General features: G+C 61.6%; 20 protein-coding genes. 4 read left to right on the forward strand and 16 right to left on the reverse strand.

Going from position 1 to position 20,632, the window contains the following annotated elements; genetic code table 11:
* Positions 1 to 60: 60 nt before the first annotated feature.
* From Q7V20_RS19630 to Q7V20_RS19655, 6 genes are all read right to left on the reverse strand, one after another.
* On the reverse strand, positions 61 to 642 hold the full coding sequence (locus Q7V20_RS19630; protein WP_304795131.1) for a FlhC family transcriptional regulator: 582 nt from the start codon (positions 640 to 642) through the stop codon (positions 61 to 63).
* A gap of 12 nt (positions 643 to 654) precedes the next feature.
* Positions 655 to 975 carry a hypothetical protein gene (locus tag Q7V20_RS19635; protein ID WP_304795133.1) on the reverse strand — a complete coding sequence of 107 codons (321 nt, stop codon included), beginning with the start codon at positions 973 to 975 and terminating at the stop codon, positions 655 to 657.
* 291 nt (positions 976 to 1,266) lie between these two features.
* Entirely contained in the window at positions 1,267 to 2,328 is a 1,062-nt protein-coding gene (locus Q7V20_RS19640; RefSeq protein WP_304795135.1) for a DUF932 domain-containing protein, read from the reverse strand.
* Positions 2,329 to 2,562: 234 nt separating this feature from the next.
* A complete protein-coding gene (locus Q7V20_RS19645; RefSeq protein WP_304795137.1) occupies positions 2,563 to 3,573 on the reverse strand; it encodes a toprim domain-containing protein in 1,011 nt (336 codons plus the stop codon).
* Between the two features lie 47 nt (positions 3,574 to 3,620).
* Positions 3,621 to 3,938, reverse strand: coding sequence for a hypothetical protein (locus tag Q7V20_RS19650; protein ID WP_304795138.1), 318 nt, complete (start codon positions 3,936 to 3,938; stop codon positions 3,621 to 3,623).
* Positions 3,939 to 4,025: 87 nt separating this feature from the next.
* Complete coding sequence (locus Q7V20_RS19655; RefSeq protein WP_304795140.1) at positions 4,026 to 4,568, reverse strand: hypothetical protein; 543 nt, start codon at positions 4,566 to 4,568, stop codon at positions 4,026 to 4,028.
* A 492-nt stretch (positions 4,569 to 5,060) separates the two neighbouring features.
* On the opposite strand from Q7V20_RS19655, the gene Q7V20_RS19660 reads away from it, so the two are divergent.
* From Q7V20_RS19660 to Q7V20_RS19675, 4 genes are all read left to right on the forward strand, one after another.
* Positions 5,061 to 5,816 carry a DUF1845 domain-containing protein gene (locus Q7V20_RS19660; protein ID WP_304795142.1) on the forward strand — a complete coding sequence of 252 codons (756 nt, stop codon included), beginning with the start codon at positions 5,061 to 5,063 and terminating at the stop codon, positions 5,814 to 5,816.
* 374 nt (positions 5,817 to 6,190) lie between these two features.
* Positions 6,191 to 6,445 (forward strand): AlpA family transcriptional regulator, encoded by a 255-nt coding sequence (locus tag Q7V20_RS19665; RefSeq protein ID WP_109036436.1) that lies wholly within the window; start codon positions 6,191 to 6,193, stop codon positions 6,443 to 6,445.
* Positions 6,446 to 6,777: 332 nt separating this feature from the next.
* Positions 6,778 to 7,719, forward strand: coding sequence for a site-specific integrase (locus tag Q7V20_RS19670; protein ID WP_304795147.1), 942 nt, complete (start codon positions 6,778 to 6,780; stop codon positions 7,717 to 7,719).
* A gap of 5 nt (positions 7,720 to 7,724) precedes the next feature.
* On the forward strand, positions 7,725 to 8,963 hold the full coding sequence (locus Q7V20_RS19675) for a DUF1173 family protein (protein WP_304795149.1): 1,239 nt from the start codon (positions 7,725 to 7,727) through the stop codon (positions 8,961 to 8,963).
* A gap of 91 nt (positions 8,964 to 9,054) precedes the next feature.
* Here Q7V20_RS19675 and cadR read toward each other — a convergent pair whose 3' ends face one another.
* The 10 genes from cadR to Q7V20_RS19725 form a co-directional block, all read right to left on the reverse strand.
* On the reverse strand, positions 9,055 to 9,507 hold the full coding sequence (gene cadR, locus Q7V20_RS19680; RefSeq protein WP_304795150.1) for a Cd(II)/Pb(II)-responsive transcriptional regulator: 453 nt from the start codon (positions 9,505 to 9,507) through the stop codon (positions 9,055 to 9,057).
* 255 nt (positions 9,508 to 9,762) lie between these two features.
* Positions 9,763 to 9,903, reverse strand: a complete 141-nt coding sequence (locus tag Q7V20_RS24390; protein ID WP_370652509.1) for a hypothetical protein — start codon at positions 9,901 to 9,903, stop codon at positions 9,763 to 9,765.
* A gap of 56 nt (positions 9,904 to 9,959) precedes the next feature.
* The gene (locus tag Q7V20_RS19690; protein WP_304795152.1) at positions 9,960 to 10,451 is read right to left on the reverse strand and encodes a DUF4124 domain-containing protein; all 492 of its coding nucleotides are present in this window, start codon (positions 10,449 to 10,451) and stop codon (positions 9,960 to 9,962) included.
* Between the two features lie 44 nt (positions 10,452 to 10,495).
* Positions 10,496 to 10,669, reverse strand: a complete 174-nt coding sequence (locus tag Q7V20_RS19695) for a hypothetical protein (protein ID WP_230181367.1) — start codon at positions 10,667 to 10,669, stop codon at positions 10,496 to 10,498.
* Positions 10,670 to 10,685: 16 nt separating this feature from the next.
* Positions 10,686 to 11,651, reverse strand: a complete 966-nt coding sequence (locus Q7V20_RS19700) for a cation diffusion facilitator family transporter (protein ID WP_290732208.1) — start codon at positions 11,649 to 11,651, stop codon at positions 10,686 to 10,688.
* Positions 11,648 to 14,842 (reverse strand): CusA/CzcA family heavy metal efflux RND transporter, encoded by a 3,195-nt coding sequence (locus tag Q7V20_RS19705; RefSeq protein ID WP_290732210.1) that lies wholly within the window; start codon positions 14,840 to 14,842, stop codon positions 11,648 to 11,650. Before Q7V20_RS19705 ends, Q7V20_RS19700 begins: the two co-directional genes overlap by 4 nt.
* 18 nt (positions 14,843 to 14,860) lie before the next feature.
* Positions 14,861 to 16,261: an efflux RND transporter periplasmic adaptor subunit gene (locus Q7V20_RS19710; protein WP_290732213.1), complete on the reverse strand. Its 1,401-nt coding sequence runs from the start codon at positions 16,259 to 16,261 to the stop codon at positions 14,861 to 14,863.
* A gap of 11 nt (positions 16,262 to 16,272) precedes the next feature.
* Positions 16,273 to 17,565 (reverse strand): TolC family protein, encoded by a 1,293-nt coding sequence (locus Q7V20_RS19715; protein ID WP_304795159.1) that lies wholly within the window; start codon positions 17,563 to 17,565, stop codon positions 16,273 to 16,275.
* A 127-nt stretch (positions 17,566 to 17,692) separates the two neighbouring features.
* Positions 17,693 to 18,064 (reverse strand): hypothetical protein, encoded by a 372-nt coding sequence (locus tag Q7V20_RS19720; RefSeq protein ID WP_304795160.1) that lies wholly within the window; start codon positions 18,062 to 18,064, stop codon positions 17,693 to 17,695.
* 85 nt (positions 18,065 to 18,149) lie between these two features.
* Positions 18,150 to 20,432 (reverse strand): heavy metal translocating P-type ATPase, encoded by a 2,283-nt coding sequence (locus Q7V20_RS19725; protein WP_370652510.1) that lies wholly within the window; start codon positions 20,430 to 20,432, stop codon positions 18,150 to 18,152.
* Positions 20,433 to 20,632: the final 200 nt, after the last annotated feature.

The following is a 20,632-nucleotide window of genomic DNA, read 5'->3' on the forward strand; positions in this document are numbered from 1 at the left end:
CTTTGGCCGCTGGCAAGACCCTGGATCAACTGAAAGTAGGCTGATTTCAAGGCCATCGGTTCAGGAGGCAGTGGCAGGTGCGGTCGCCATCCCGTGCTTGGGAAATGAGGCCTGGAGCCGAGGGTCGCAACTGTAGCGCTGTACCAGTTTGCAGAACGGACAGTTGTCGCCCAAGTGGACCACGGTGCCGATGGCCATAAGCACATCGCTGCCGCAGGTCGGGCAAGCGAGGACCTCGAACATCGGGGTGCAGGCCAGCCAGATGCCATCGGTGTGCGATGCCAGATCAAACGCCCGGTCAAAACTGATTCGGTGCGGACACTGACAGACGGCTTGGTATCCGCGGTAGGCGCTGACCAGCGTCTCTGCTGCGCCGAAGCCAGTGTTGCGCAGGCGGCGGTAGATCGACATGAAGATTGACGATTCAGCCCTCGCGATGAGGTTGGCGCCGTGATACCACTCCAGGGAGTTGGGCGGACGTCCGCGTGGGATGGTTTGAGGGTCATTGAAGAACAGCCTCTGCACGTCCCGTGGGTTGAGCCCTGTGAGGTGATGGATGGTGCGCACCCGGGCACCCAGTTGTGCACAGTCTTGCGCCAGGCGTATGGCGCACAACTGGCGGTCAGCACGTGTTGACATCATGGTCCCCTCCAGTCACGACATGCTTGCGGGCACCATGGGCGCGAGTTGCCGTGGCCTTGGCGCATGAACGGCGGCCAGTGATGCCTGAAGCGGCGCGGGCGCCTTGAGCAAGGCAAGCAAATCCTGGCGTGGAGGGAAGAGGGTGCTTTGGCCGATTTGATCGACGAATGCCCACAACTGTTCCTGGCTCATGGCACCAAGGAAATCTGCTTGGGCGGCGTCCAGCCCGAACTTGCCGCATGTCGATACCCGATCTTGCGCGATGCCCAGCCTGATGGCTTGCAACAGGTACAAATTGGTCAACTGCACATCGGTGAACTGGATGCTGCTCATGGTCTTCTCCTGTCGGTGTGCCCAGATGTGAGTCGAGATGGGCCAGGTTTTGCGGCGAGGTGTGACTGCTTTGGTGTTGTGTGTGTGGAGCAATGAGTCGGCTCAGCATATTCATGACCATCGAGTGGAATCAATGCCCGAGAGCGGGGGGATGGTGTGTTTGCCATCGACAAAAGCCCGCATTGCCTGCCGCATTTGTCACTGTCAATGGGCGCGATGCTATGAACTTGGCTTCGACATAAAAAAGCCACCAGAGCCATGGCCCTGGTGGTGAATCACTGTGATCCGAGATCAGATGGCTTGCGCCAACTCCTTCCATTCCTTGACGGGCAGTTCGATCAACTTCCCGCCCAGGGCTTCGAACTCGGTCGCACGGTCGTAGTCCTCAACTTCCTGGGAGAAGTGCGTGACGGCATTCACCAGGCCATACCCCGACAGATCACCTTCGGCGATCAGGTGTCGCAGCACCCCGGCGCGTTCGGCGTCATTCAATGTGTAGCGCTGAGCCAGCACTTCCACCGTCTTGACGGGGTTGCCGACGAGGTGAATCTGCAAGGTCTTTTGCATCTTCTGTGCGGCCTGCATGAACGTTGCTTCAGACACGGCTGCCTGCACCACGTCGCGAACCTTCAGGAAGAAGGCCTTGTCGTCGGCCTGCAAGGTGTCGTCCTTGAAGACCATGATGCTTTCGTCGGATCCGAGTGCCCGCCCGACGTGGGTTTTGCGCAAGGAGCGGTCTGAAGCAATCAGGCCATTGCGGCACACCAGTCGATACAGCAAGGGCTGCACCGACAGCGTGCCTTGTCCCACCTCCGAATTGGAGATGACCACGCCAGCCTGGACGATGTCGCCAGGCGCCATTTCGACCTTCAATTGCGGTGTGATGCACTTGATGTACATCCTCGTGTCGGTGAGTTCCACAGACTCGAAGCGCACATCAGGCAACTGCTGCAGGATGGGCAGCACACTTTCGGCCAGATCGTAGTTGTCAAGGCGACGATAGCGGTCTGACAGCACGGCCCGGACGTTGCCATCCAGCGTGCGAATCATGCGGCGGTCATCGTCGCTTTGCAGCCAGGTGTTCACGTTGCGGTCCAGCAGCACCGGTTGCTCGGATCGCATGCGCTCGAAGTACGCATAGGGAATCTTCAGTTTATCCGCCAACTGGCGGCGCGCCAGCGGCAAAACGCCATAGGGCGTGGAGACCCCGCCTTCGCCAATGACGAGGCGGGTCTCGCCTGTGTCATCGGTGTCGTGCCTCAACAGCGACGAGGGGAGCACCAGGTCCTTCTTTGATTGCAACTGGCGCTCAAGTTCATGGGCCAGGCTCACCAGGGAACGTCCGCTTCTCATATCAAGCTCCTGTTCGGGAAAGAAATGGCGGAGACGGCATGACCCACATGCGGGGATGCACATCCCCGCCAGGGTTGATGACGGATGGGTGTTGACCCATCCACACAGGGCGCAAACTGACCACAGGCCAGGGCTTCGCCCAACTTACAAATCACTCATTCAAAACGCCAGGGCTGTCTTTGCCTTGCCATGTGGTTTGGCCTGGTCTGACAGCTACCAGTGGGGATACATGACTTACGTGGTTCGGGAGGCGTGTTCCGCCTTGGCCAGCCACACATCGGCCCAGTCGGTGCCCGGGATCTTGGGCAAGAGCACCCGAACTTGCCGGGGGCCGCTCTGGTGCTCCTGCTTCTTCAGCCGCCGAGCCAGGGCAAAGGCAAACATCTGGCCGTCAAAGTCCGCTTGGGCATCGTTATCGGCATAGATGCAGATGCTCTGCACCGAGTCGGGCAGCCACAGCTTTTCCAGGTTCCCGGCGTTGAGTCCTGCCCACACGGGTTTGCCGGTGGCCAGGTGCACCGCCATGGCGGTCTCGATGCCCTCGGCAATGGCCAGTTCGTGCTCGGGTTCGAACAAGCGCACGGAAGCACCATTGATGCCCGAGGAGAGAACCTTTTTGGCCTCGCTCACATTGGCCTTGCGGCCATCCTTCAGATACGTGCGGTGCAGCGTGACCGCGTGACCATCGGCGCCCTGGATGCAAGCCAGCATGGCGGCGTATTCGGCCACTTTGCGCGACTTGCCCGAGGTGGGATCCTTCTCGTAATAGCCCAGCGCTGGATGCAGGCGCAGCACCTTGGGGTAGTGGGCCAAGGCGAGCCGCCGACCGGATAGGTAGCGGTCCACCTCATCACCGGGTGTCACGGGCTTGGCTTCTTCCCAGAGTCGCTTGGCCAGAGCCTTCATACGCTCGGCCGAAGGCTCCGGTGACGCCACATGCGGGGCAGGGCGCGAGGTGCCCACCACGCGTTCGACTTCCTTGAGCGCGGTGTTGAAATCCAGGCCTGTGACAGCCTGCAGCAGCTTGAAGCCACCTCCCGCGCCACAGGCGCGACAGTGGTAGTTGCCTTCACCGAACTTGTCGGTGTACTGAAACCGGTCCGTGCCACCACAGAGCGGGCAGGGCTGGTTGCGCTTTTTGAGAATCTGCTCGCCAACGCCCAGGCTGCTAAGGATTTCAGTCCAGCGACCATGGGCTCGGCGTTTGACGTCTTCAATGCGAGCTTCGTACTCGGGGTTGTTCATGATGAACTCCGTGTTGATGACATGCTCTGCAGGGGATAGAGCAGCGGTCAGCCGCGATGGCGAACCGATGGGGTGAACAACTGGCCCGCCTGCAGTGCTTCGATCACGCTGTGCTCGATGAACGCCCAGGGCAGTTGGTGCTGGGTGTGCAAGACCTGGCCTATGTCGTCCAGGCGTTCGACCTTGAAACCTGCCTGGCTCCACAGCACGCGGTAGGTCAGCCAGTCGGCACCGGCGATGACAAAGATGCGGCCGGCCTGGCCGGTCAATACTTCGCTTTCCTTGACCAGGAACTCGATGTCCTGGGGTTCAACGACCATCAGCATGGGGATGCGGTGGCCATGGGCGTATGCTTGTTTGTGCATAGGGCACTCCATGTATGAGGTGATGTGAGGTGACGGCCAGGGCCGATCGGAACGATCTGGCCTTGGCGTTGTTTGGGGCTGTTGGGATCAGGTGAACAGGTCACCCTGCTCGGACATCTGCTTGAGCTGTTCATTGATCCATTGCGGATTCCTGGCTAGGCGGGCCTCAACCCACTGGGGGTTGCTGGCGATGGCATCGCGAACCCATTGGGGATAGCGCTCAAGCGATTCCGACAGCCAGGCTTTGAGCTTGTTGCGGATGTGGTCGCGGATGTCTTGCGCATCCACGAGGCCGCAGTACGCGATGGGCGACAGCGGGCTGCATCCCACGACACGCAGGCAGTTCACGAACGAGAAGGGCTGTTGGTCCTTGTCCCGCTCGGTGAACACCCAGCGCAGGGTGTCGAACTTGTCTTCCAGCGGCGTGGCCGGGTCAGACAACTGGTTGATCTCTTGCAGCAAGCGCCAGTGCAGGAAGACGATGTCTTCCTCGCTCCAGTCGATGCGGTCGGGCGGATCGTCCAGCGACAGTGGGTGTGGCGATTGATCCGGAAAAACGGACTGCGTCGCCCCCATGAAGCCATTCAAGGCAGCTGGGGGGTGAACCAGGGATGTGCTCGTGTGCAGCATCGTGGCCTCCATGTGAAATTGGGAGGCACGGCGCACCACGGGTGGGGCAATGCCCCACAGGGTGATGAACAGTCGGCAAGGTGTTTTGACGCCCTGCCGATGGCGATAAAGAGACTCCAGGGCTGGCTTGATCGGGCAGTGAGCCCGTTCGGATCGGTGTGCCAGCTACCGATCGAAGAAGGCTTTCTGGGTGAGGGCGCGCATGCGGCGTCAGTGCAGTCGTGCACTCACCACGAAAGTCGCTTCGATGGCATCGGGACGGTGGTGACCGTCAAGGGTTTGATGTGAACTCCAGGGCTTGCCTTGTTTGAATGCAGGGCCAGCTGCTGCAAGTCTGCAAGGTAGTGCCTTGCCATGAGGATGGTCAAGATGGTTCCATGCCAAAACGGGGGCTGATGCCGAAAGGGCCTTCAAATGCCGATGATTCCCGGTGGTGATGCATGGACGCGGTTCGCAAGATGGTGGCGAGCACGCCAGTCACGGGAGCGCGACATGTCTGATATTCACCAGATCGTCAAGATGGACCAAGGCGGGGTCAATGACCGCATCCTGGCCAAAGAAAGCAAGGCAGATTTCAGGCGCATCGAAGCGGCCAGTGTGAAGATGCCCACGCGCTTCACCAGCGCGGAGGGCAAGCGCTTCTTTGTTCGCCTGTTCAACACCTTGCAACTCAACATGCACTTCATCTCGGTGATCGCACGCACCCGTCTGGATCACGATGACATCGTCAAGGTGGAGGCCAGCGTTCGGGCGAAGCTTGACGCGGTCAACGAGAGCTTGAACAGTGCCATCGATGGCGCAGAAGCCTTGTTCAAGGCCCATGGCATCACCAGTGTGGCGACGTATGACACCGTGGCCCTGTCGGTGGACGTCAGTGTGCTGTCTTCGTTTGGGCGTCGCTTCCTGGAGGTCCTGGGTAAGCTTGACCAGTTGATGCCACTGCTCCAGACGCTGGAGATCCATGAGGTGATCACTGCGCAGGCGGTGGACATCCAGCGCGCCAGCCTCAAGCGTCAGGTGCGCGACGTGGCCAACGGGGCTCGCAATCTGGCCACTGGCCTGAGGCGCCGCATGAATGCCATGGGTGAACGGGGTGAGGGCGGTCCCGAGTCTGTGCCAGCCCCAGCAGCAAATGTTCAAGCATCTGGTGTGCTTGCTCAGGAGTTGGAAGCGACCGGCGATGATGCAAGTGTTTCGTCAGCCACGGACACCATGGAGCCTGTGGATGCTGCTGTTGTCGTCAAGTAGCTACTCAACGCGACCTGGTTGATGCTGGCAAGCGCCACGCGCAAGGGGCCGACTTCACGGACGATTTCGAGGAGCAAAAGCCGTTCTTGCTTGAGGCGTCCCATGTCGTCCGCTAAGGTGATATCGGGACGCATGTTGCGCCACCGTCGCAGTCGATACCTGCCTGCCTGTGCCTGTCCACGTTGCGCTGAGCCATCCCGTTGACGAGGCACTATGTACTTGGAGTTGCTCACAACCACACCGTGCGACCGGGACGCCGCCGATGTGATGCCGGAGTCGTGCGTCCCTATCGGCATGCGCAAACCCTGACCTAGCGCCGCCGCTACAGAGCAGGTCATGTCTTCCATCGGCATTCGCCGTGAAGAGGCCAGATCATGCCCAAACCCAACCGGGGTGCCGTTGTCGTGCCCGCGGCACCTGTCCATGCTGTTGCGGCGCCATCATTGCCGCAAGTTGGCTTTCTCCGACAGGCACAGGTTCTGCAATTTGTTCCCATCTCCAAGTCCACACTGTGGCGGCGCGTGCAGACGCGCACCTTTCCTGAACCCGTCAAGCTGTCGGTGCGCGTGACCGTCTGGCGGGTGGAGGACATCAGGCAATGGATCGCTGAACAGAGTAGCCGTGCCTGACGCCCCTTGCTGAAGCCAATGTTCACGCTTTCAGAGCCCACCCCCTTGCCATGCACCCTGCTTGGCATGCCTTGCCCCGACATTGAGCGCGCAGGGGCCTTGGCACAGGCCAATGCATGGGAAGTGTGCCTCAGCCCATGCGGGGCGGTGCCACGGAACTTGCTTGCTTCTGGGTGTTTTCACGTGGCTTTTGTCCACGCCAAAGCAGATCTGCCTGATGCCGAAACCCCCCGCCTTCACCGGCGATTTCGACTGGTGAAAATTGCGATCAGGGTTGAGCATGAAGGCGCTTTGGCAGCGTGAGGACAAGTAAACAAAGCAGGGAGAGGGTCATGTCATGCGCACCAGAACTGGAACCAGACGGGGGCACCGTTGCCCATTCGATCAGGATGCTCAAGGAGGTCATCGATGGCGACACCTATGAGGCCGTGGCCGCGCGGTTTGGCGTGTCACGCACGGCGGTTGAGCGGCGCATCAAAGCCATAGCGGTGCAGTTGAGCCAAGTGGCCGACATCGATGGCTTGAATGAAGATGGCGCTGCATTCGTCAGACGCTTGCGCCTGCACCGCGATGCCATCCTGACGGCCTTGGAGGATTTCGATCCGAGAAAGACGGTCGAACATCGTTCAAGCCGCATCGTCTCCATGGATGAGATCATCCAGGCAGGCAAGCGCATCAAGGGGCGCAGCAATCGGGCCTGGCATGACCTGTCGCTGTTCTATCTCCTGTTTGCCACGGGCGCACGTCCCCTGGAAATCGCCCGCCTCGAAGTGAGGGACTACCTGAGCTCCGATGGCAGCGTTCGGCGCCACTCTCAAATGCGTGCCGAGGTGGCCATCACTGGAAAGGCCCGCCCATTGCACTTCGCCAGCACGAGGCTGGACGAATCGCTTTCAAACTACTTGGAAGAGCGCCTGAGGCTCGGGCTGGGCTTGGGACGGGATGGTGCTTACAGAGGGCTTGATCCAGATAGCCGCTTGTTCCTGTCTACAGCAGGAGAGGGGTTCAAGATCACACCCTATGGTGCGCCTGGTCAGCGACGGTTCTTGTGTCGACCGATCCTGGAGACCTATCGCAAGCTGTTTCGCTATGCCGAGATGAAAGGCGTGACGGCGCTGTCTGTGCGTCGCACCGTCGTGGCACGCCTCTATGAGCGTGGCGCTGATGAGGACGATGTCGGCCTGATCCTGGGCATCAGCGAACGCAGTGCGGTGCGCGAACTGCTGGCTCGCCACAAGCCGACCATCGAGCAACTGCTCGATGAACTGGTGTGAACACCATGCCCACCCGTCAAGGCGCTGAAGGCGACAGTCAGCGCTTTTCCATCAAAGGGCGGGTGGTGGATGCCAGCGCGCCAGACATGCAGGATCTGCTGGCTCACGTGTACGAGACCCCCGAACGTCCCCGATGTCTGTGTGTTCCTGGTGGTGTGGAGATGTACGTGGCGCGGCACCGTCAGTTCGTTGTCAAGCGCATGCCGGAAACCGGGTGTCGGCATCACCCATCGTGCCCATCCTTCGAGCCAGAGTGGCAACAATCAGGTCTGGGCGAGTTGGTGGGCGAGGCTGTTGTGGAGACGGTGCCTGGGCAGATTCAACTGCGTGTGGACTTTCCGTGGGTGCGCACGGTGGGGCGAAGTTTGGTGCGAGGTGAACCACATGAGGTGACCGAGGTGGAGGCACCCAGGCGACGCATGAGCCTGCATGCCCTGATGCACTTCCTTTTCGAGCGGGCGGGCTTCAACCGATGGAGCCCGGCCATGGAGGGCAAGCGCAATCAAGGTGTCCTGCACAAATACCTGATGAATGCGGCCGAGGACGTGATGGTCAAGGGTGTTGGGCTGAGCGAGCGTTTGTACGTGCCCGAGCCCTTCAGCGAAGCCAGCAAATTCGAGGTAGCTCAGCGCCGCCGCAACAAGCTGGCGGTCTTGCATCCGCATGAAGGGCAAAGCCCTCTGGCGGTGGTCATCGGCGAATTCAAGGTCAGCGAGGTAACGGCCCTGGGGCGGCGTGTCTGGATCAAGCACATGCCCGATGCACCCCTGCTGGTGGGCACCAAGACCTGGGAGCGCATTGAGCGGGTCTTCGCTCCATTGTTTGAAGCCCGTGACGCCGACAGCGGACACAAGGTGCGTTTGATGCTGGCGGCGCTGATCCGAGCTCGCCGTGAGCACACCTACGAAATTGATGCGGCCAGTTTGATGTTGACCAGCGAGCACTGGATCCCGGTGGAGGGTGTGCATGAGTTGCCGCTGGTGCATGCGCTCGTCTCTCAGGGCCGACGCTTTGTCAAACCACTGCGTTACGACGCCAGGAGCGCCGCTGCATTTCCCAATGCTTTGTTGCTGGATGCTGGTTGTCTGCCGGTGCCTTTGCATGTCATCAGCGCATTCATGCCCCCGAAGGATCGGGCGGAAAAAGAACGCGTCTTGCGGACGTCCGGTGTTTCATCCTGGCTCTGGTGGAGTGCCGAAGAGATGCCTGCGTTGCCAGAGGCAATGACGTCCAGGAGTCATTGAGCGAACCTCGGGCATATGGGCTCCGATGACCACCGTCTTGAGTCCTTCCAAGGCTGAGATAAACATTGGTCAGGTGATTGGCAGGTGTCGATCAACGGCGTTTGCCGTGGCTTGCTGAGACATGTTGTCGAGCTGTCGGCTGCTCAAGATTCTCCCCTTGGCCAAGCCCACTCAAGATACCGCAATGCGCCACATCTTTTGCCTGAGCACATTGCCCCCTCAGTGACACCAATTGTTTTTTCAAGGCGGTCAACTCTCGAATCCGTTGGGCCACGTGTTCGATGTGCTCATCCAGCACGTTGTTCACGGCCTCACAACTTTCGTTGGGGGCTGCCTGGAGCGCCAGCAGAGCCCGAATTTCATCGAGGGCCATGTCCAGTGATCGACAGTGGCGAATAAAGGCCAGACGCTCGACGTGGGGCCCTTCATAGATCCGGTAGTTGCTGGTGGTGCGCGAAGGCTTTGGAAGCAGGCCCTCGCGCTCGTAGAAGCGAATCGTTTCCACAGGGGTGCCAGACTGGGCTGACAAGTCACCTATTTTCATGGCGGGTTCCTGTTGGCATGCAGATATGGTCATTTTATCGCTTGACTCTGTATCTACTACAGGGTTTCAAATGCGGTCATGGTCATGGTCATGGTCATGGTCACGCCACGTACTACATCGCCCGAAACCACCAGCTCCTCAGCCTGCGCAAATCACAGTTGCGGATGCACGGGGGCATCCACTGCGGCGGTGATCTCGCCCAAACCCCTGGACGCTGGGTGGGCCATGTTCCACATCTCCTCCATGGACTGTTCCTCAGAGGAGGCGGAAATCCGCCGCGCTGTGGATGCCATCCCCGGCATCAAGGCACTGAGGTTTCAACTGAGCGCTCGGAAGCTGGGCATCCAGGCCACGGAGCAGGCGTTGCGCCAGGCTCTGCAAGCCATTCGCAAGCATGTCGTGTTCCTGTTGTTGGAGGTTGCCCGCTTGAAGACGGTGGCCTTATCACGCGCTCAATATCCCAGCGCAGTGCGCTCGGTGACCAAGTTGTCGAGACGTTGTTGCGCTTGTGCGGCGGCGAGCAGCAGGGCGCGCTGACGTTGAGCGTACTGATGAGAAAAGCGCCGACCTTGCCGGTCGCCTTCTCCCACTTCACGCCCAGCTCGCTGTTTCGAGCGAAGGTTCTGGAACTCGTCATAGACATCGCCAATCTGGTTGTCCAGCTGCTTGAGCCGAACGGCCCGGGCCGCTGCGTCGCGCAACAATTGCGCTCGCGTCATGGCGAGCGCACGTTGGGCTGCCTCGGCCTCCTGTGGGTTGGGTGGGTGTCGCTCGACCGAAATGACGCTTGAACGCTTGGCCTGAGGTTCTGGTTCGTCCCCGTAGACCACCTGCCCATTGGGCAGGATTGACAGAATCCGCTCGTCGGCCATGCTCGTGAAGGCGCCGCCAAGAAAAACGAGGGCCAGTGCGGTAGGGGCGAGGCGGCATTGATGGCCTTTCATGCTTAGATCTCCATCTGAGGTGAGCACAGGTGGGCAGCGCCGCGTCAGCGGCCTCCCTTGCTTCGCAGCGCCCGGCGCTTTTGCTGGCGATCCTGCCGACGGATGCGTCGCTTTGCTCTGTCCCGCCACTCCAGGTAGAGCCCATAAGGAATCACGACGCACAGTGCCGCTCCGCCCAGGACCAGCACGTAGGGCATCACATGTTCTCTCACGGTCATGCTCGTTCCTTCCGGTTCAAGGCGGTGGCCTGGCGTTCGGATCCATGCCAGCCTCAGCACGATGAGCGCTGGCGTGCTTGTCTCCCAGGTCGCAGAATGGGCTGGCCTGATCGCAAGCCTGGGTCTCGCACTGCAGTGTCGAGTGGTGGATGTCTCGTTCGGCCAGCACGCGGTGCAATGCGGACAGGAGGCTGGCTGGCTCGGACATTGACGGGTCGTGAACAATGTGAGCGCTCAGGCTGGGTCGGTTGCTGGTCAAGGACCAGACGTGCAGATCGTGCACGTCCACGACACCCGGGACCGCTCTCAGCGCCAGATCGATCTCGCTCAGGTTCATGCCCTCTGGTATGCCTTCCAGCAAGATGTTGACGGTCGAGCGCAACAGCACCCATGTGCGTGGCAGCACCCACAGGCCGATCGCCACGGCGATCACCGAATCGATCCAGGTCCAGCCCGTGAACCGGATGACCAGTGCGCCAACGATCACCCCCAAGGATCCCAGCAGATCGCTCCACACCTCAAGGTACGCGCCTTTGACATTGAGGCTGGCATCCTTGCCGGCGTTCAGCAGCCTCATGCTCACCAAGTTGATGACCAACCCAAGTGTGGCGATCACCAGCATGGGGCCCGACTGAACATCCTGCGGCGTGCCAAAGCGCTGCCAAGCCTCGTAGAGGATGTACAGCGCGACGGCAAAGAGCATCAGGGCATTGAAGGCCGCCGCCAGGATCTCGAAGCGGTGATAGCCAAACGTGAGCCGGGCATTGGCGGGGCGCCTGGCGATGCGGATGGCGGCCAGCGCGATGGCCAGCGCTGCCGCATCGGTGAACATGTGCGCCGCGTCCGAGATCAGCGCCAGGCTGCCCGTGATCACGCCACCTACCACCTCGGCCATCAGAAAGGTGAAGGTGAGCCCCAGCGCCCAACGCAGATTGCGCTCGTTGGTGCTGGAGGGCAGGGCGTGGTCATGGCCAGCGCTCATGCGATGCCTCCGTCAGGAGCGGGGCTCGCGGGTGGCATCAAGCCGATGGGGTCCTCTTCGGGCGGTTCATCTTCATCCTTGCGGTGCATCAGGCGGTAGAGCACCGGCAGCACCAGCAAGGTCAGCACGGTCGATGACAGGATGCCGCCGATCACCACAGTCGCCAGTGGCCGCTGCACCTCCGCACCCGTGCCGGTGGCCAAGGCCATGGGCACGAAGCCCAGCGAGGCCACCAGTGCCGTCATCAAGACAGGCCGCAAACGTGTCAGGGCGCCCTCATGGATGGCTTTGTCCAGACCCAGCCCATTGTCACGAAGGTTGCGGATGAAGGAAATCATCACCAACCCGTTGAGTACGGCGACTCCGGACAGGGCGATGAAACCGACCGCCGCAGAGATCGACAGCGGGATGTCCCTCAGCCACAAGGCGAGGATGCCGCCCGTGAGCGCGAAGGGGATGCCCGTGAAGACCAGCAAGCCATCCTTGATGTTGCCGAACATGGCAAACAACAGCACGAAGACCAGCAGCAGCGAGACCGGCACCACGATCTGCAGGCGCTGAGTGGCCGATTGCAGGTTCTCGAACTGTCCGCCCCAGACGGTCCAGTAGCCCGTCGGAATCTTCACGGTCTGCAAAGATTTTTCGGCTTCGGCGACGAAGGTGCCCAGGTCGCGCCCTCGCACATTGGCGCTGATCACGATGCGGCGTTTGCCATTCTCCCGACTGACCTGGTTGGGACCAGGGGCCAAGTCGATGGCGGCCACTTCTGACAAGGGGATGAAGCGAGTGGCATCGCCCTCGGCACCCTTGAGGGCGATGGGCAGACGGCGAATCGCTTGCAGGTCTGTGCGCACGGTCTCGGGCAGTCGGACCACGATGTCAAAACGGCGGTCACCTTCGAACATGGTCCCGGCCTCCTGGCCGCCGATGGCCGTGGACAAGGTGTCCTGGATGTCGCCGACGTTCAGGCCATATCGTGTGGCCTTGTCTCGGTCTATGTTGATGGTCAGCATCGGCAAGCCGGTGGTCTGCTCGACCTTGACCTCGGCCGCGCCCGGAATGGCCTGCAGCACCTTGGCGATCTGATTGGCCGTGCTGTTGAGCACGTCCATGTCGTCCCCGAAGAGCTTGACCGCGACATCGCTTCGCACGCCTGAGATCAACTCGTTGAAGCGCAACTGGATGGGCTGGGAGAACTCGTAGTTCTGGCCCGGCAGCTTGGCCACTTCCGCCTGCACGGCGGCCAGCAGTTCGTCGCGCGTCTTGCGGGGCTCGGGCCACTTGTCCAGCGGCTTGAGCATCACGTAGCCATCCGAGATGTTGGGCGGCATGGGGTCGGCGGCGATCTCCGCCGTGCCGGTGCGCGCAAAGATGCGCTCGATTTCCGGGAACTTGGCCTTCAGGTGGGCCTCCAGTTGGGCCTGCATGGCCACCGATTGGGTGAGGCTGGTGCCGGGTATGCGCAGCGCCTGAATCGCGAAGTCGCCTTCGTTCAGGCTGGGCACGAACTCACTGCCCATGCGCGAGGCAACCACGCCGGACAACACGACGATCATCGCCGCTGCGGTCAGCACCACGGGTTTGGCACCCATGACGGTGTTCAGCAAGGGCTCATACACGCGCTTGGCGCTGCGGATCACCACGTTCTCCGTCTCGGCCACTTTCTTGCCGATGAACAAGGCCACCGCGGCGGGGATGAAGGTGATGGACAGGATCATCGCACCCAGCAGCGCCGTCACCACGGTGAAGGCCATGGGGTGGAACATCTTGCCTTCCACACCGGCCAGCGCAAAGATGGGCAGGTAGACGATCATGATGATCAGTTGCCCGAACAGCAACGGGCGCCGCGCTTCCTGCGATGCAGCGAAGACCTCGTGGAATCGCTCCTGCAAGGTGAGCGGCCGACCGTGGTGGGCTTGCGCATGCGCCAGGCGCCGCACGCAGTTCTCCACGATCACGACCGCGCCATCCACGATGATTCCGAAGTCCAGCGCGCCCAGGCTCATCAGGTTGGCGCTGACCTTCTGGCTGACCATGCCACTGAAGGTGAACAGCATCGACAGGGGGATCACCATGGCGGTGATCAAGGCGGCGCGCATGTTGCCCAGGAACATGAAGAGGATGGCGATGACGAGCACGGCGCCTTCCAGCAGATTCTTCTTGACCGTGGCAATCGCCTTGTCGACCAGGATGGTGCGGTCGTACACGGTCACCGCGTGAACCCCAGCGGGCAGTGTCTTGTTGATCTCGGCCATCTGCTTGTCGACTGCTTGAGAGACCTTGCGGCTGTTCTCGCCGATCAGCATGAACACGGTGCCCAGCACCACCTCGCGGCCGTTGTCGGTGGCCGCGCCGGTGCGCAGTTCCTTGCCGATGCTCACGTCGGCGATGTCACGGATGAGGATGGGCACGTCGTCGGCGTGCTTGACGATGATGCCGCCCACATCCTTCATGTCCCGAACCTGCCCGGGAGCCCGGATCAGGTACTGTTCGCCCTCGCGCTCGATGTAGCCCGCCCCCACGTTACCGTTGTTGCGTTCCAGCGCATTGACCACATCGACCAGGGTCAGCCCGTGCGCCATGAGTTTCTCAGGGCGTGGGGCGACCTGGTATTCCTTGGCATAGCCGCCGATGGAGTTGATCTCCGTCACGCCCGGCACATTGCGCAATTGCGGTTTGATGATCCAGTCCTGGATCTCTCGCAGATCAGTCGGAGTGTAGACGCTGCCATCGGCCTTCTTGGCACCGTCCTTGGCTTCGACGGTCCACATGTAGATCTCACCCAGGCCGGTCGAGATCGGGCCCATGGCCGGGGTAACGCCCTGGGGCAGCCGCTCCTTGGCCTCCTGGATTCGCTCGTTCACCATCTGGCGCGCGAAGTACAGGTCGGTGCCATCCTTGAAGATCACGGTGATCTGCGACAAGCCGTAGCGCGACAGGGAGCGGGTTTGCTCAAGGCCCGGCAAGCCGGCCATCACGGTCTCCAGCGGGTAGGTGACGCGTTGCTCTGTTTCCAGCGGCGAGTAGCCGGGGGTCTGCGTGTTGATCTGGACCTGGACGTTGGTGATGTCGGGCACGGCGTCGATGGGTAGCTTCTGGTAGCTGAAAATGCCCAATGCGGCCATGCCGAAGACGGCCAGCAGCACAAGCCAGCGCTGCTCGATGGCAAATCGGATGATGCGTTCAAACATGATGGGGGGTCCTTGGGCTCAATGCGAGTGCTCGGCCGAAGCCTTGCCGATTTCGGCCTTGATGACGAAGCTGTTCGTCGAGGCATAGCGCGCCCCGGCACTCAGGCCTTTGACAATCTCGGTGCGCACGCCATCACTGCGTCCCACTTCCACGGTTTTGGCCTCAAAGCCGCCAGGCACTTCGACGAAGACGACCTGACGGCCTTCCATTGCCTGCACTGCGCCAGCCGCCACGGTCACGGCCGCCTCGGTTTCGCCTGATGTCACCGCTACGTTGACGAACAGACCCGGGCGCCAGGCCAGGCCGGGATTGGTCAGTACGACCCGGGCACTGGCTGCACGCGTCTGCTCCCCGATCAGGGCGCCGACATAGGTCACCGTGCCGGTGGCTACATCGTCGAATGAGGTTGAGCTCACGGTGACCTTCTCGCCGACCCGAACGAACTTGAGGTCCTTGGCTGGCACATTGATGTTGGCCCACACGGTGGACAGGTCGGACAGGGTGAACACATTGGCGTCGTCCTTGACGGATTCGCCCAGCGCGATGTGCTTTTCCACGACGATGCCGTCAAACGGGGCCCGCAGTTCGTAGCGGTTCAAGTCGTTGGCCGTGGGCGCGGCGCCCAAGGCCTTGAGCTTCTGGCTGGCGTTGTTCACGGCGATCTCGGCTTCCCGCAGCGCTTGCACAGCCTGCTGGTAGTCCATCTGCGCGGAAATCTTGTCCTCAAAGAGTTTCTTCTCACGGGCATGGGTGGTTTGCGCCAGCGTCAGACGCTTTTGTGCCGCCTGCAACTCGCTGCGCTGCTCGGACAACAGCACGCTGGAAATGGTGGCCAGCACCTGGCCTTTCTTGACCTGTTGCCCCAGGCTGGCCGAGACGGCTTCGACCACGCCTGCCACACGAGGCACGACGTGGGCCGTGCGGTCCTCGTTGAACTTGATCTCTCCGGACAACTGCATCGTGGTGCGGATGCTGGCAGGGCCGACCGCCTCGACCTTGATGCCGCCGGCTGCGATCTGCTGAGCGTTCAACTGGACCGGCTCTTCTTCACCCTCGACATGCTTGTCGGCCCCGGCAGGGCTGGATGCACCTTTGCCCTCGCCCCCTTCGCCCTCCAGCGTGTCGTGTTCTGCATGCGCGCCCGGTTTTTCGTGGTGTTCCTTGTCGTCGTGCCCCTTCGCCTCATCGTGACCGGCATCGGCTTTTTTCTCATCGTGGTGCTCGCCATCATCGTGGCCTTTGGCTTCGTCATGCCCGTGACCATGGCCTTCCTCGGCGGCTTCGCCCGCTGGTGCGCTGGGTGCACTTTTGAGCAACCAAGCGCTGGCCCCCAGTCCGATCAGGACGATGGCAATGATGGCGATGAGTTGGGGGCGGCTGATGCGCCCAGCCTGGCGTTGTGGTTTGGTGTGGTTCATGCAATGCTTTCTCATGGCTTGGCCGTCGATGGCTCGTCGGTGTTGGTGCCCAACAGGCGGTCGATGTCGGCGGTGGTGCGGTACAGCTCGTTCAATGCGCGCAGGTATTGGGCGCGGGCCTGGAACAAGGTGCGTTGGGCATCCAGCGCGTCCAGGAAACTGAACTTGCCCAACTCGAAGCCTGTGGTGGCGGCCTGCCAGGCGCTTTCTGCGCCGGGCAACACCTCTTCTTTCATGGCCTGGACCTCGGCTTGCGCGGAGCGCTGGCGCTCGCTCAGTTGGGTCCATTCGGTCTCGACCCGGATCCGGGTGGCTTGCAGGTCGGCCTCGGCCTTGTCGTGCAGTCGCAGGGCCTGAAGGAGATTGCCTCGGTTGGTGTCCAGCACCGGAATCGGAATGGACAGGCCGATGACCGTCTGGTTGCGTCCGACTTGTTGATCACGCTTGGCCCCCAGGGTCAGGGTCATATCGGGAATGCGGCGTGCGCGTTCGAGCTCGACCATGGCTTGTCGTCGATCAACCTCCAGCCTGGCTTGGCGAAGCGCGGGTACATCCGTCAGCGACGTGTCTGGGCTGAGCAAGGCGGGTAGTGCATTGGATTGCCAAGCCAGCACCTGAGCCCGGGGCGCGGCGGGGCCGAGCAGGGCCGACAGGCGTTGGCGGGCGGATCGCAACTCGCCTTGAGCCTGGCGCAGCTCTACGCGCACGCCAGCATGCGCCACCTTGGCACGAGTCTCATCGACGGGGGAGATCTTGCCGGCCTGGACGCGCTTGGATGCCGCGTCCGCGGCGCGGCCCGACAGTTCGGCAGAGGCCTGCGCCAATTGGACGCGCTCCTGGGCAATGACCGCACCGAAGAAGGCATCGGACACGTCGGCCCGGATTTGCGCACGGCGTCCTTCGACGTCCACGGCGGTTTGAGCCCGCCCAAGCTCGGCGACCGAGACCCGGGCTGACCGTTTACCGCCCAGCTCGATGGGCTGACTGAATTGGACCGTGGTGGTCCGGCTTTCCCGCCGGGTGTCCTCGATCAAGGCCTGAATCTCTGGGTTGGGTCGGGCGCCAGCCTGAATGACCGTGCCGTCGCTGGCCGCCAACTCTTGCTGGTTGGCCACGATCTGGGGGCTGAACTGCAGTGCGAGCCTGATGGCTTCAGCCAGCGTCAGCGGCTGAACTGTGGGGGCCGGCGCGGAGGCAGCGCTGAGCGGCACCTGGGCGGGCGATGCCTGCGCGACTTGCGAAAAGGACGTGGAAGGAAAGAGCGTGGCCGTGGTCAACGCTGCGAGCGTTGCCAATGGCGCCATGAGCCTGTGCATCGAATTCTCCGGGTTGTGGGAAACAACAAAGGGGGAATTCGGCGAGAAATGGCCGTGGTGTGGCCTGGCTATCTATGGATAGAAATGATGCTGAAGCAGCAGCCGTCTCGCCGAATTAAGCGGCGAGACGTATGTCAGGGCGTTCGAGCCCTTTGGGAATGTGCGAGGCATGGCCTCGTTGTGCGAGGCTCACCCATGTCTTGTGTGACTTCAACACGGGTTCGTGTGCTTCACAGACTGGTGGTGCGGCGCTGAAGTGACAGGTCGCGCAATCGTTATCGATGCCGGATTGCTTGGTACTGCCCTGGTCGTTCTTGCTTGAGCCGTTTTGGCCCTTGCCATCGATCGAGTCCTGGTGGGCATGCTGATGATGCCCAAGGTGGCTGGCTTGCGGGCTTGTTTCATGCTGGCAATAGCTGGCCACCGCTGCCCAGGACATCTGGAGCGGAAACCATATCAGCAAAAAAACACACAGCAGGCGGCGCATACGGAGATCAGTATAGATGGTTGACTGGGTCGGTGAACAGCTTTAAAGCGCCAGTTATCGGAGCCAATGGATGTGGGTATCAGCGTCAGCCTGTTTTTTGGCTCACATCAACCTTGAGCAAACGCAAACCGTTGGCCACCACCAGCAAGCTGGCACCCATGTCGGCAAACACCGCCATCCACATGGTGGCGCCGCCAAACACCGCCAGCACAAAAAAGACGGCCTTGATGCCCAGCGCCAGCGAGATGTTCTGCCAAAGGATGGCGTGCGTCAGCCTGGACAGGCGGATGGTCTCCGGGATGCGCCTGAGGTCATCGTTCATCACCACGACATCGGCCGCTTCCATGGCCGTGTCCGTGCCAGCACCACCCATGGCAAAACCAATGTTTGATTGCGCCAGCGCGGGGGCATCGTTGATGCCATCGCCCGTCATGGCGGTCAGGCCATGCAGTCTTTGCAGGTCTTTGATAGCGTCGAGCTTGTGCTCGGGCAAGAGGTTACCTCGGGCTTCGTCGATGCCAGCTTGTGCCGCGATGGTCTTGGCCGTGGCGGCGTTGTCACCGGTCAGCATGATGGAGGTCACGCCAAGCGCTTTGAGTTCGGCAATGGCCTGACGCGACGTATCCTTGATGGTGTCGGCCACCGCGAACAGGGCCAGCACGCCCTGGTCGTTGGCCAGCAGGGTGACCGTCCTGCCCGCTTCCTCGTGTGTTTTGAGGGTGCTCTCCAGGGAGGGTGTGGACTGGCCGCGCTCCTGCATCAGGCGATGATTTCCCAGCACGTAAAGCGTGCCGTTGTGGCTTGCGCTGACCCCTCGTCCAGCCAGTGCCTTGAAATCAGCCACGTCAACACCCTGGGCAACGGTGCTCCCGTGCTCAATGCTGCTGAGGCCTTGGGCAATGGCCTTGGAGACAGGATGGTCGGAGCGGTTCGCCAGCCCCAGGGCCAGTGTGATGAGCGGCGCGCGGTCACCTTGAAGTGCCACCCATTCGACGAGCTTGGGCTTGCCCAGGGTGATGGTGCCGGTTTTGTCCAGGGCTATGGCCTTGAGCTTGCGCGCTTCTTCCAGGTAGGTGCCGCCTTTGATCAGGATGCCCCGGCGCGCCGCGCTGGCCAGTGCACTGACCACGGTGACGGGGGTGGAGATCACCAGCGCGCAAGGGCAGGCGATGACCAGCAGGACCAGCGCCTTGTACAGCGACTGGGTCCAGGTCCAGTCCATCAGCCACGGCGTGAGAAGGGCCACACCCAGCGCCATCACGAACACGGTCGGGGTGTAGATGGCCGCGAATTTGTCCACAAAGCGCTGGGTCGGAGCCCGCGTGCCCTGCGCTTCCTCGACCGCGTGGATGATGCGAGCGAGGGTGGTGTTGGTGGCCTCGGCGGTCACGCGAAACTGCAACTCGCCCGTCTCGTTGATGGTGCCTGCGAACACGGTGTCGCCCATGGCTTTGTCGACGGGGATGCTCTCGCCGGTCACTGGGGCCTGGTTGACGGCGCTGTTGCCCGCTGTCACGACGCCATCAAGCGGCACGCGCGCGCCAGGGCGAATGCGAACAATGGCGGCCAGGGGCACCTCGCTGGCCTTCAGGGTGCGCCATGTGCCATCGGCTTGTTGAACATCGGCCTCTTCGGGCGCCAGCGCCATCAAGCCCTTGATGGCATTGCGCGCCCGATCGACCGAGCGTGCCTCGATCAACTCGGCGATGGCATAGAGGGCCATGACCATGGCGGCCTCGGGCCATTGCCCGATCAGAAAGGCGCCCGTGACCGCCACGGTCATCAAGGCGTTGATGTTGAGCTTGGCATGACGCAGGGCCATCAGGCCCTTTTTGTAGGTGTCCAGCCCAGCCAAGCCGATGGCCGCCATTGCCAACGCGATCTCCAGGCCTTGCGCGACCAGCGATTGCACCTCGATGAAACCGATGGCTTCTGCCATGGTGGCGAGGATCAACGCGGCGATCAGCCGTTTCACCCCACCCCGGAAAAATCCCGAGGCCTCTGCCGTGAGGGCAGTCCCTGCGGCATCTGGCTGTATCAGTTGAGGGTCGAAGCCCGCCCGGCGGATGGCCGCTTGGGCCAGTTCGACCGCCGATGGCGTGCCAGTCATGCTCAAGGTGCGCTCGCTCAACTGGAAGCGCAGCGTGTGGATGCCTTTGATGGGCTCCAGGGCGCGCCGGATTTCCGACTCCTCCGTGGCGCAGTCCATCGTGGCGATCCGAAATGAGGTGTTGCCTGACCGGGTGGTTGCTTCAGAGGAGTCTGCTGCGGCTGTATCTGCGGTGTCCGCACACCCTCCGCAGGTTGCTCCTTGGCAGGCGCTCTCAACAGGGTTCTTGCTGTCGACCTTGGCTTCACTTGATGGCATGACGTGTTCCTTTGACCTTGATTTAAATCCCTGTAGTGGCTACAGAGTCAATAGAAATATAGAAGCCCTGTTGTCATGATGGACGGCAAGACGACCAAGCAACCTTGGCTGTTGCCTGCGGTCGCTTCGTCATGCGGAGCATCCTCGCCTGAAGATTTCAGAGCGAACCGGATAGCCTACGCCGCATGTCGAGAACCGCT

This window comes from Aquabacterium sp. (assembly GCF_030652515.1).
In the GTDB taxonomy this organism is placed as follows: Bacteria; Pseudomonadota; Gammaproteobacteria; order Burkholderiales; family Burkholderiaceae_C; genus Aquabacterium.

What these genes read in the sequence shown, in the direction of transcription:
- Q7V20_RS19630 (WP_304795131.1), bottom strand. Translation starts at nt 642, where the DNA reads ATGATGTCAACACGTGCTGACCGCCAGTTGTGCGCCATACGCCTGGCG.
- Q7V20_RS19635 (WP_304795133.1), bottom strand. Translation starts at nt 975, where the DNA reads ATGAGCAGCATCCAGTTCACCGATGTGCAGTTGACCAATTTGTACCTG.
- Q7V20_RS19640 (WP_304795135.1), bottom strand. Translation starts at nt 2,328, where the DNA reads ATGAGAAGCGGACGTTCCCTGGTGAGCCTGGCCCATGAACTTGAGCGC.
- Q7V20_RS19645 (WP_304795137.1), bottom strand. Translation starts at nt 3,573, where the DNA reads ATGAACAACCCCGAGTACGAAGCTCGCATTGAAGACGTCAAACGCCGA.
- Q7V20_RS19650 (WP_304795138.1), bottom strand. Translation starts at nt 3,938, where the DNA reads ATGCACAAACAAGCATACGCCCATGGCCACCGCATCCCCATGCTGATG.
- Q7V20_RS19655 (WP_304795140.1), bottom strand. Translation starts at nt 4,568, where the DNA reads ATGCTGCACACGAGCACATCCCTGGTTCACCCCCCAGCTGCCTTGAAT.
- Q7V20_RS19660 (WP_304795142.1), top strand. Translation starts at nt 5,061, where the DNA reads ATGTCTGATATTCACCAGATCGTCAAGATGGACCAAGGCGGGGTCAAT.
- Q7V20_RS19665 (WP_109036436.1), top strand. Translation starts at nt 6,191, where the DNA reads ATGCCCAAACCCAACCGGGGTGCCGTTGTCGTGCCCGCGGCACCTGTC.
- Q7V20_RS19670 (WP_304795147.1), top strand. Translation starts at nt 6,778, where the DNA reads ATGTCATGCGCACCAGAACTGGAACCAGACGGGGGCACCGTTGCCCAT.
- Q7V20_RS19675 (WP_304795149.1), top strand. Translation starts at nt 7,725, where the DNA reads ATGCCCACCCGTCAAGGCGCTGAAGGCGACAGTCAGCGCTTTTCCATC.
- cadR (WP_304795150.1), bottom strand. Translation starts at nt 9,507, where the DNA reads ATGAAAATAGGTGACTTGTCAGCCCAGTCTGGCACCCCTGTGGAAACG.
- Q7V20_RS24390 (WP_370652509.1), bottom strand. Translation starts at nt 9,903, where the DNA reads ATGCTTGCGAATGGCTTGCAGAGCCTGGCGCAACGCCTGCTCCGTGGC.
- Q7V20_RS19690 (WP_304795152.1), bottom strand. Translation starts at nt 10,451, where the DNA reads ATGAAAGGCCATCAATGCCGCCTCGCCCCTACCGCACTGGCCCTCGTT.
- Q7V20_RS19695 (WP_230181367.1), bottom strand. Translation starts at nt 10,669, where the DNA reads ATGACCGTGAGAGAACATGTGATGCCCTACGTGCTGGTCCTGGGCGGA.
- Q7V20_RS19700 (WP_290732208.1), bottom strand. Translation starts at nt 11,651, where the DNA reads ATGAGCGCTGGCCATGACCACGCCCTGCCCTCCAGCACCAACGAGCGC.
- Q7V20_RS19705 (WP_290732210.1), bottom strand. Translation starts at nt 14,842, where the DNA reads ATGTTTGAACGCATCATCCGATTTGCCATCGAGCAGCGCTGGCTTGTG.
- Q7V20_RS19710 (WP_290732213.1), bottom strand. Translation starts at nt 16,261, where the DNA reads ATGAACCACACCAAACCACAACGCCAGGCTGGGCGCATCAGCCGCCCC.
- Q7V20_RS19715 (WP_304795159.1), bottom strand. Translation starts at nt 17,565, where the DNA reads ATGGCGCCATTGGCAACGCTCGCAGCGTTGACCACGGCCACGCTCTTT.
- Q7V20_RS19720 (WP_304795160.1), bottom strand. Translation starts at nt 18,064, where the DNA reads ATGCGCCGCCTGCTGTGTGTTTTTTTGCTGATATGGTTTCCGCTCCAG.
- Q7V20_RS19725 (WP_370652510.1), bottom strand. Translation starts at nt 20,432, where the DNA reads ATGCCATCAAGTGAAGCCAAGGTCGACAGCAAGAACCCTGTTGAGAGC.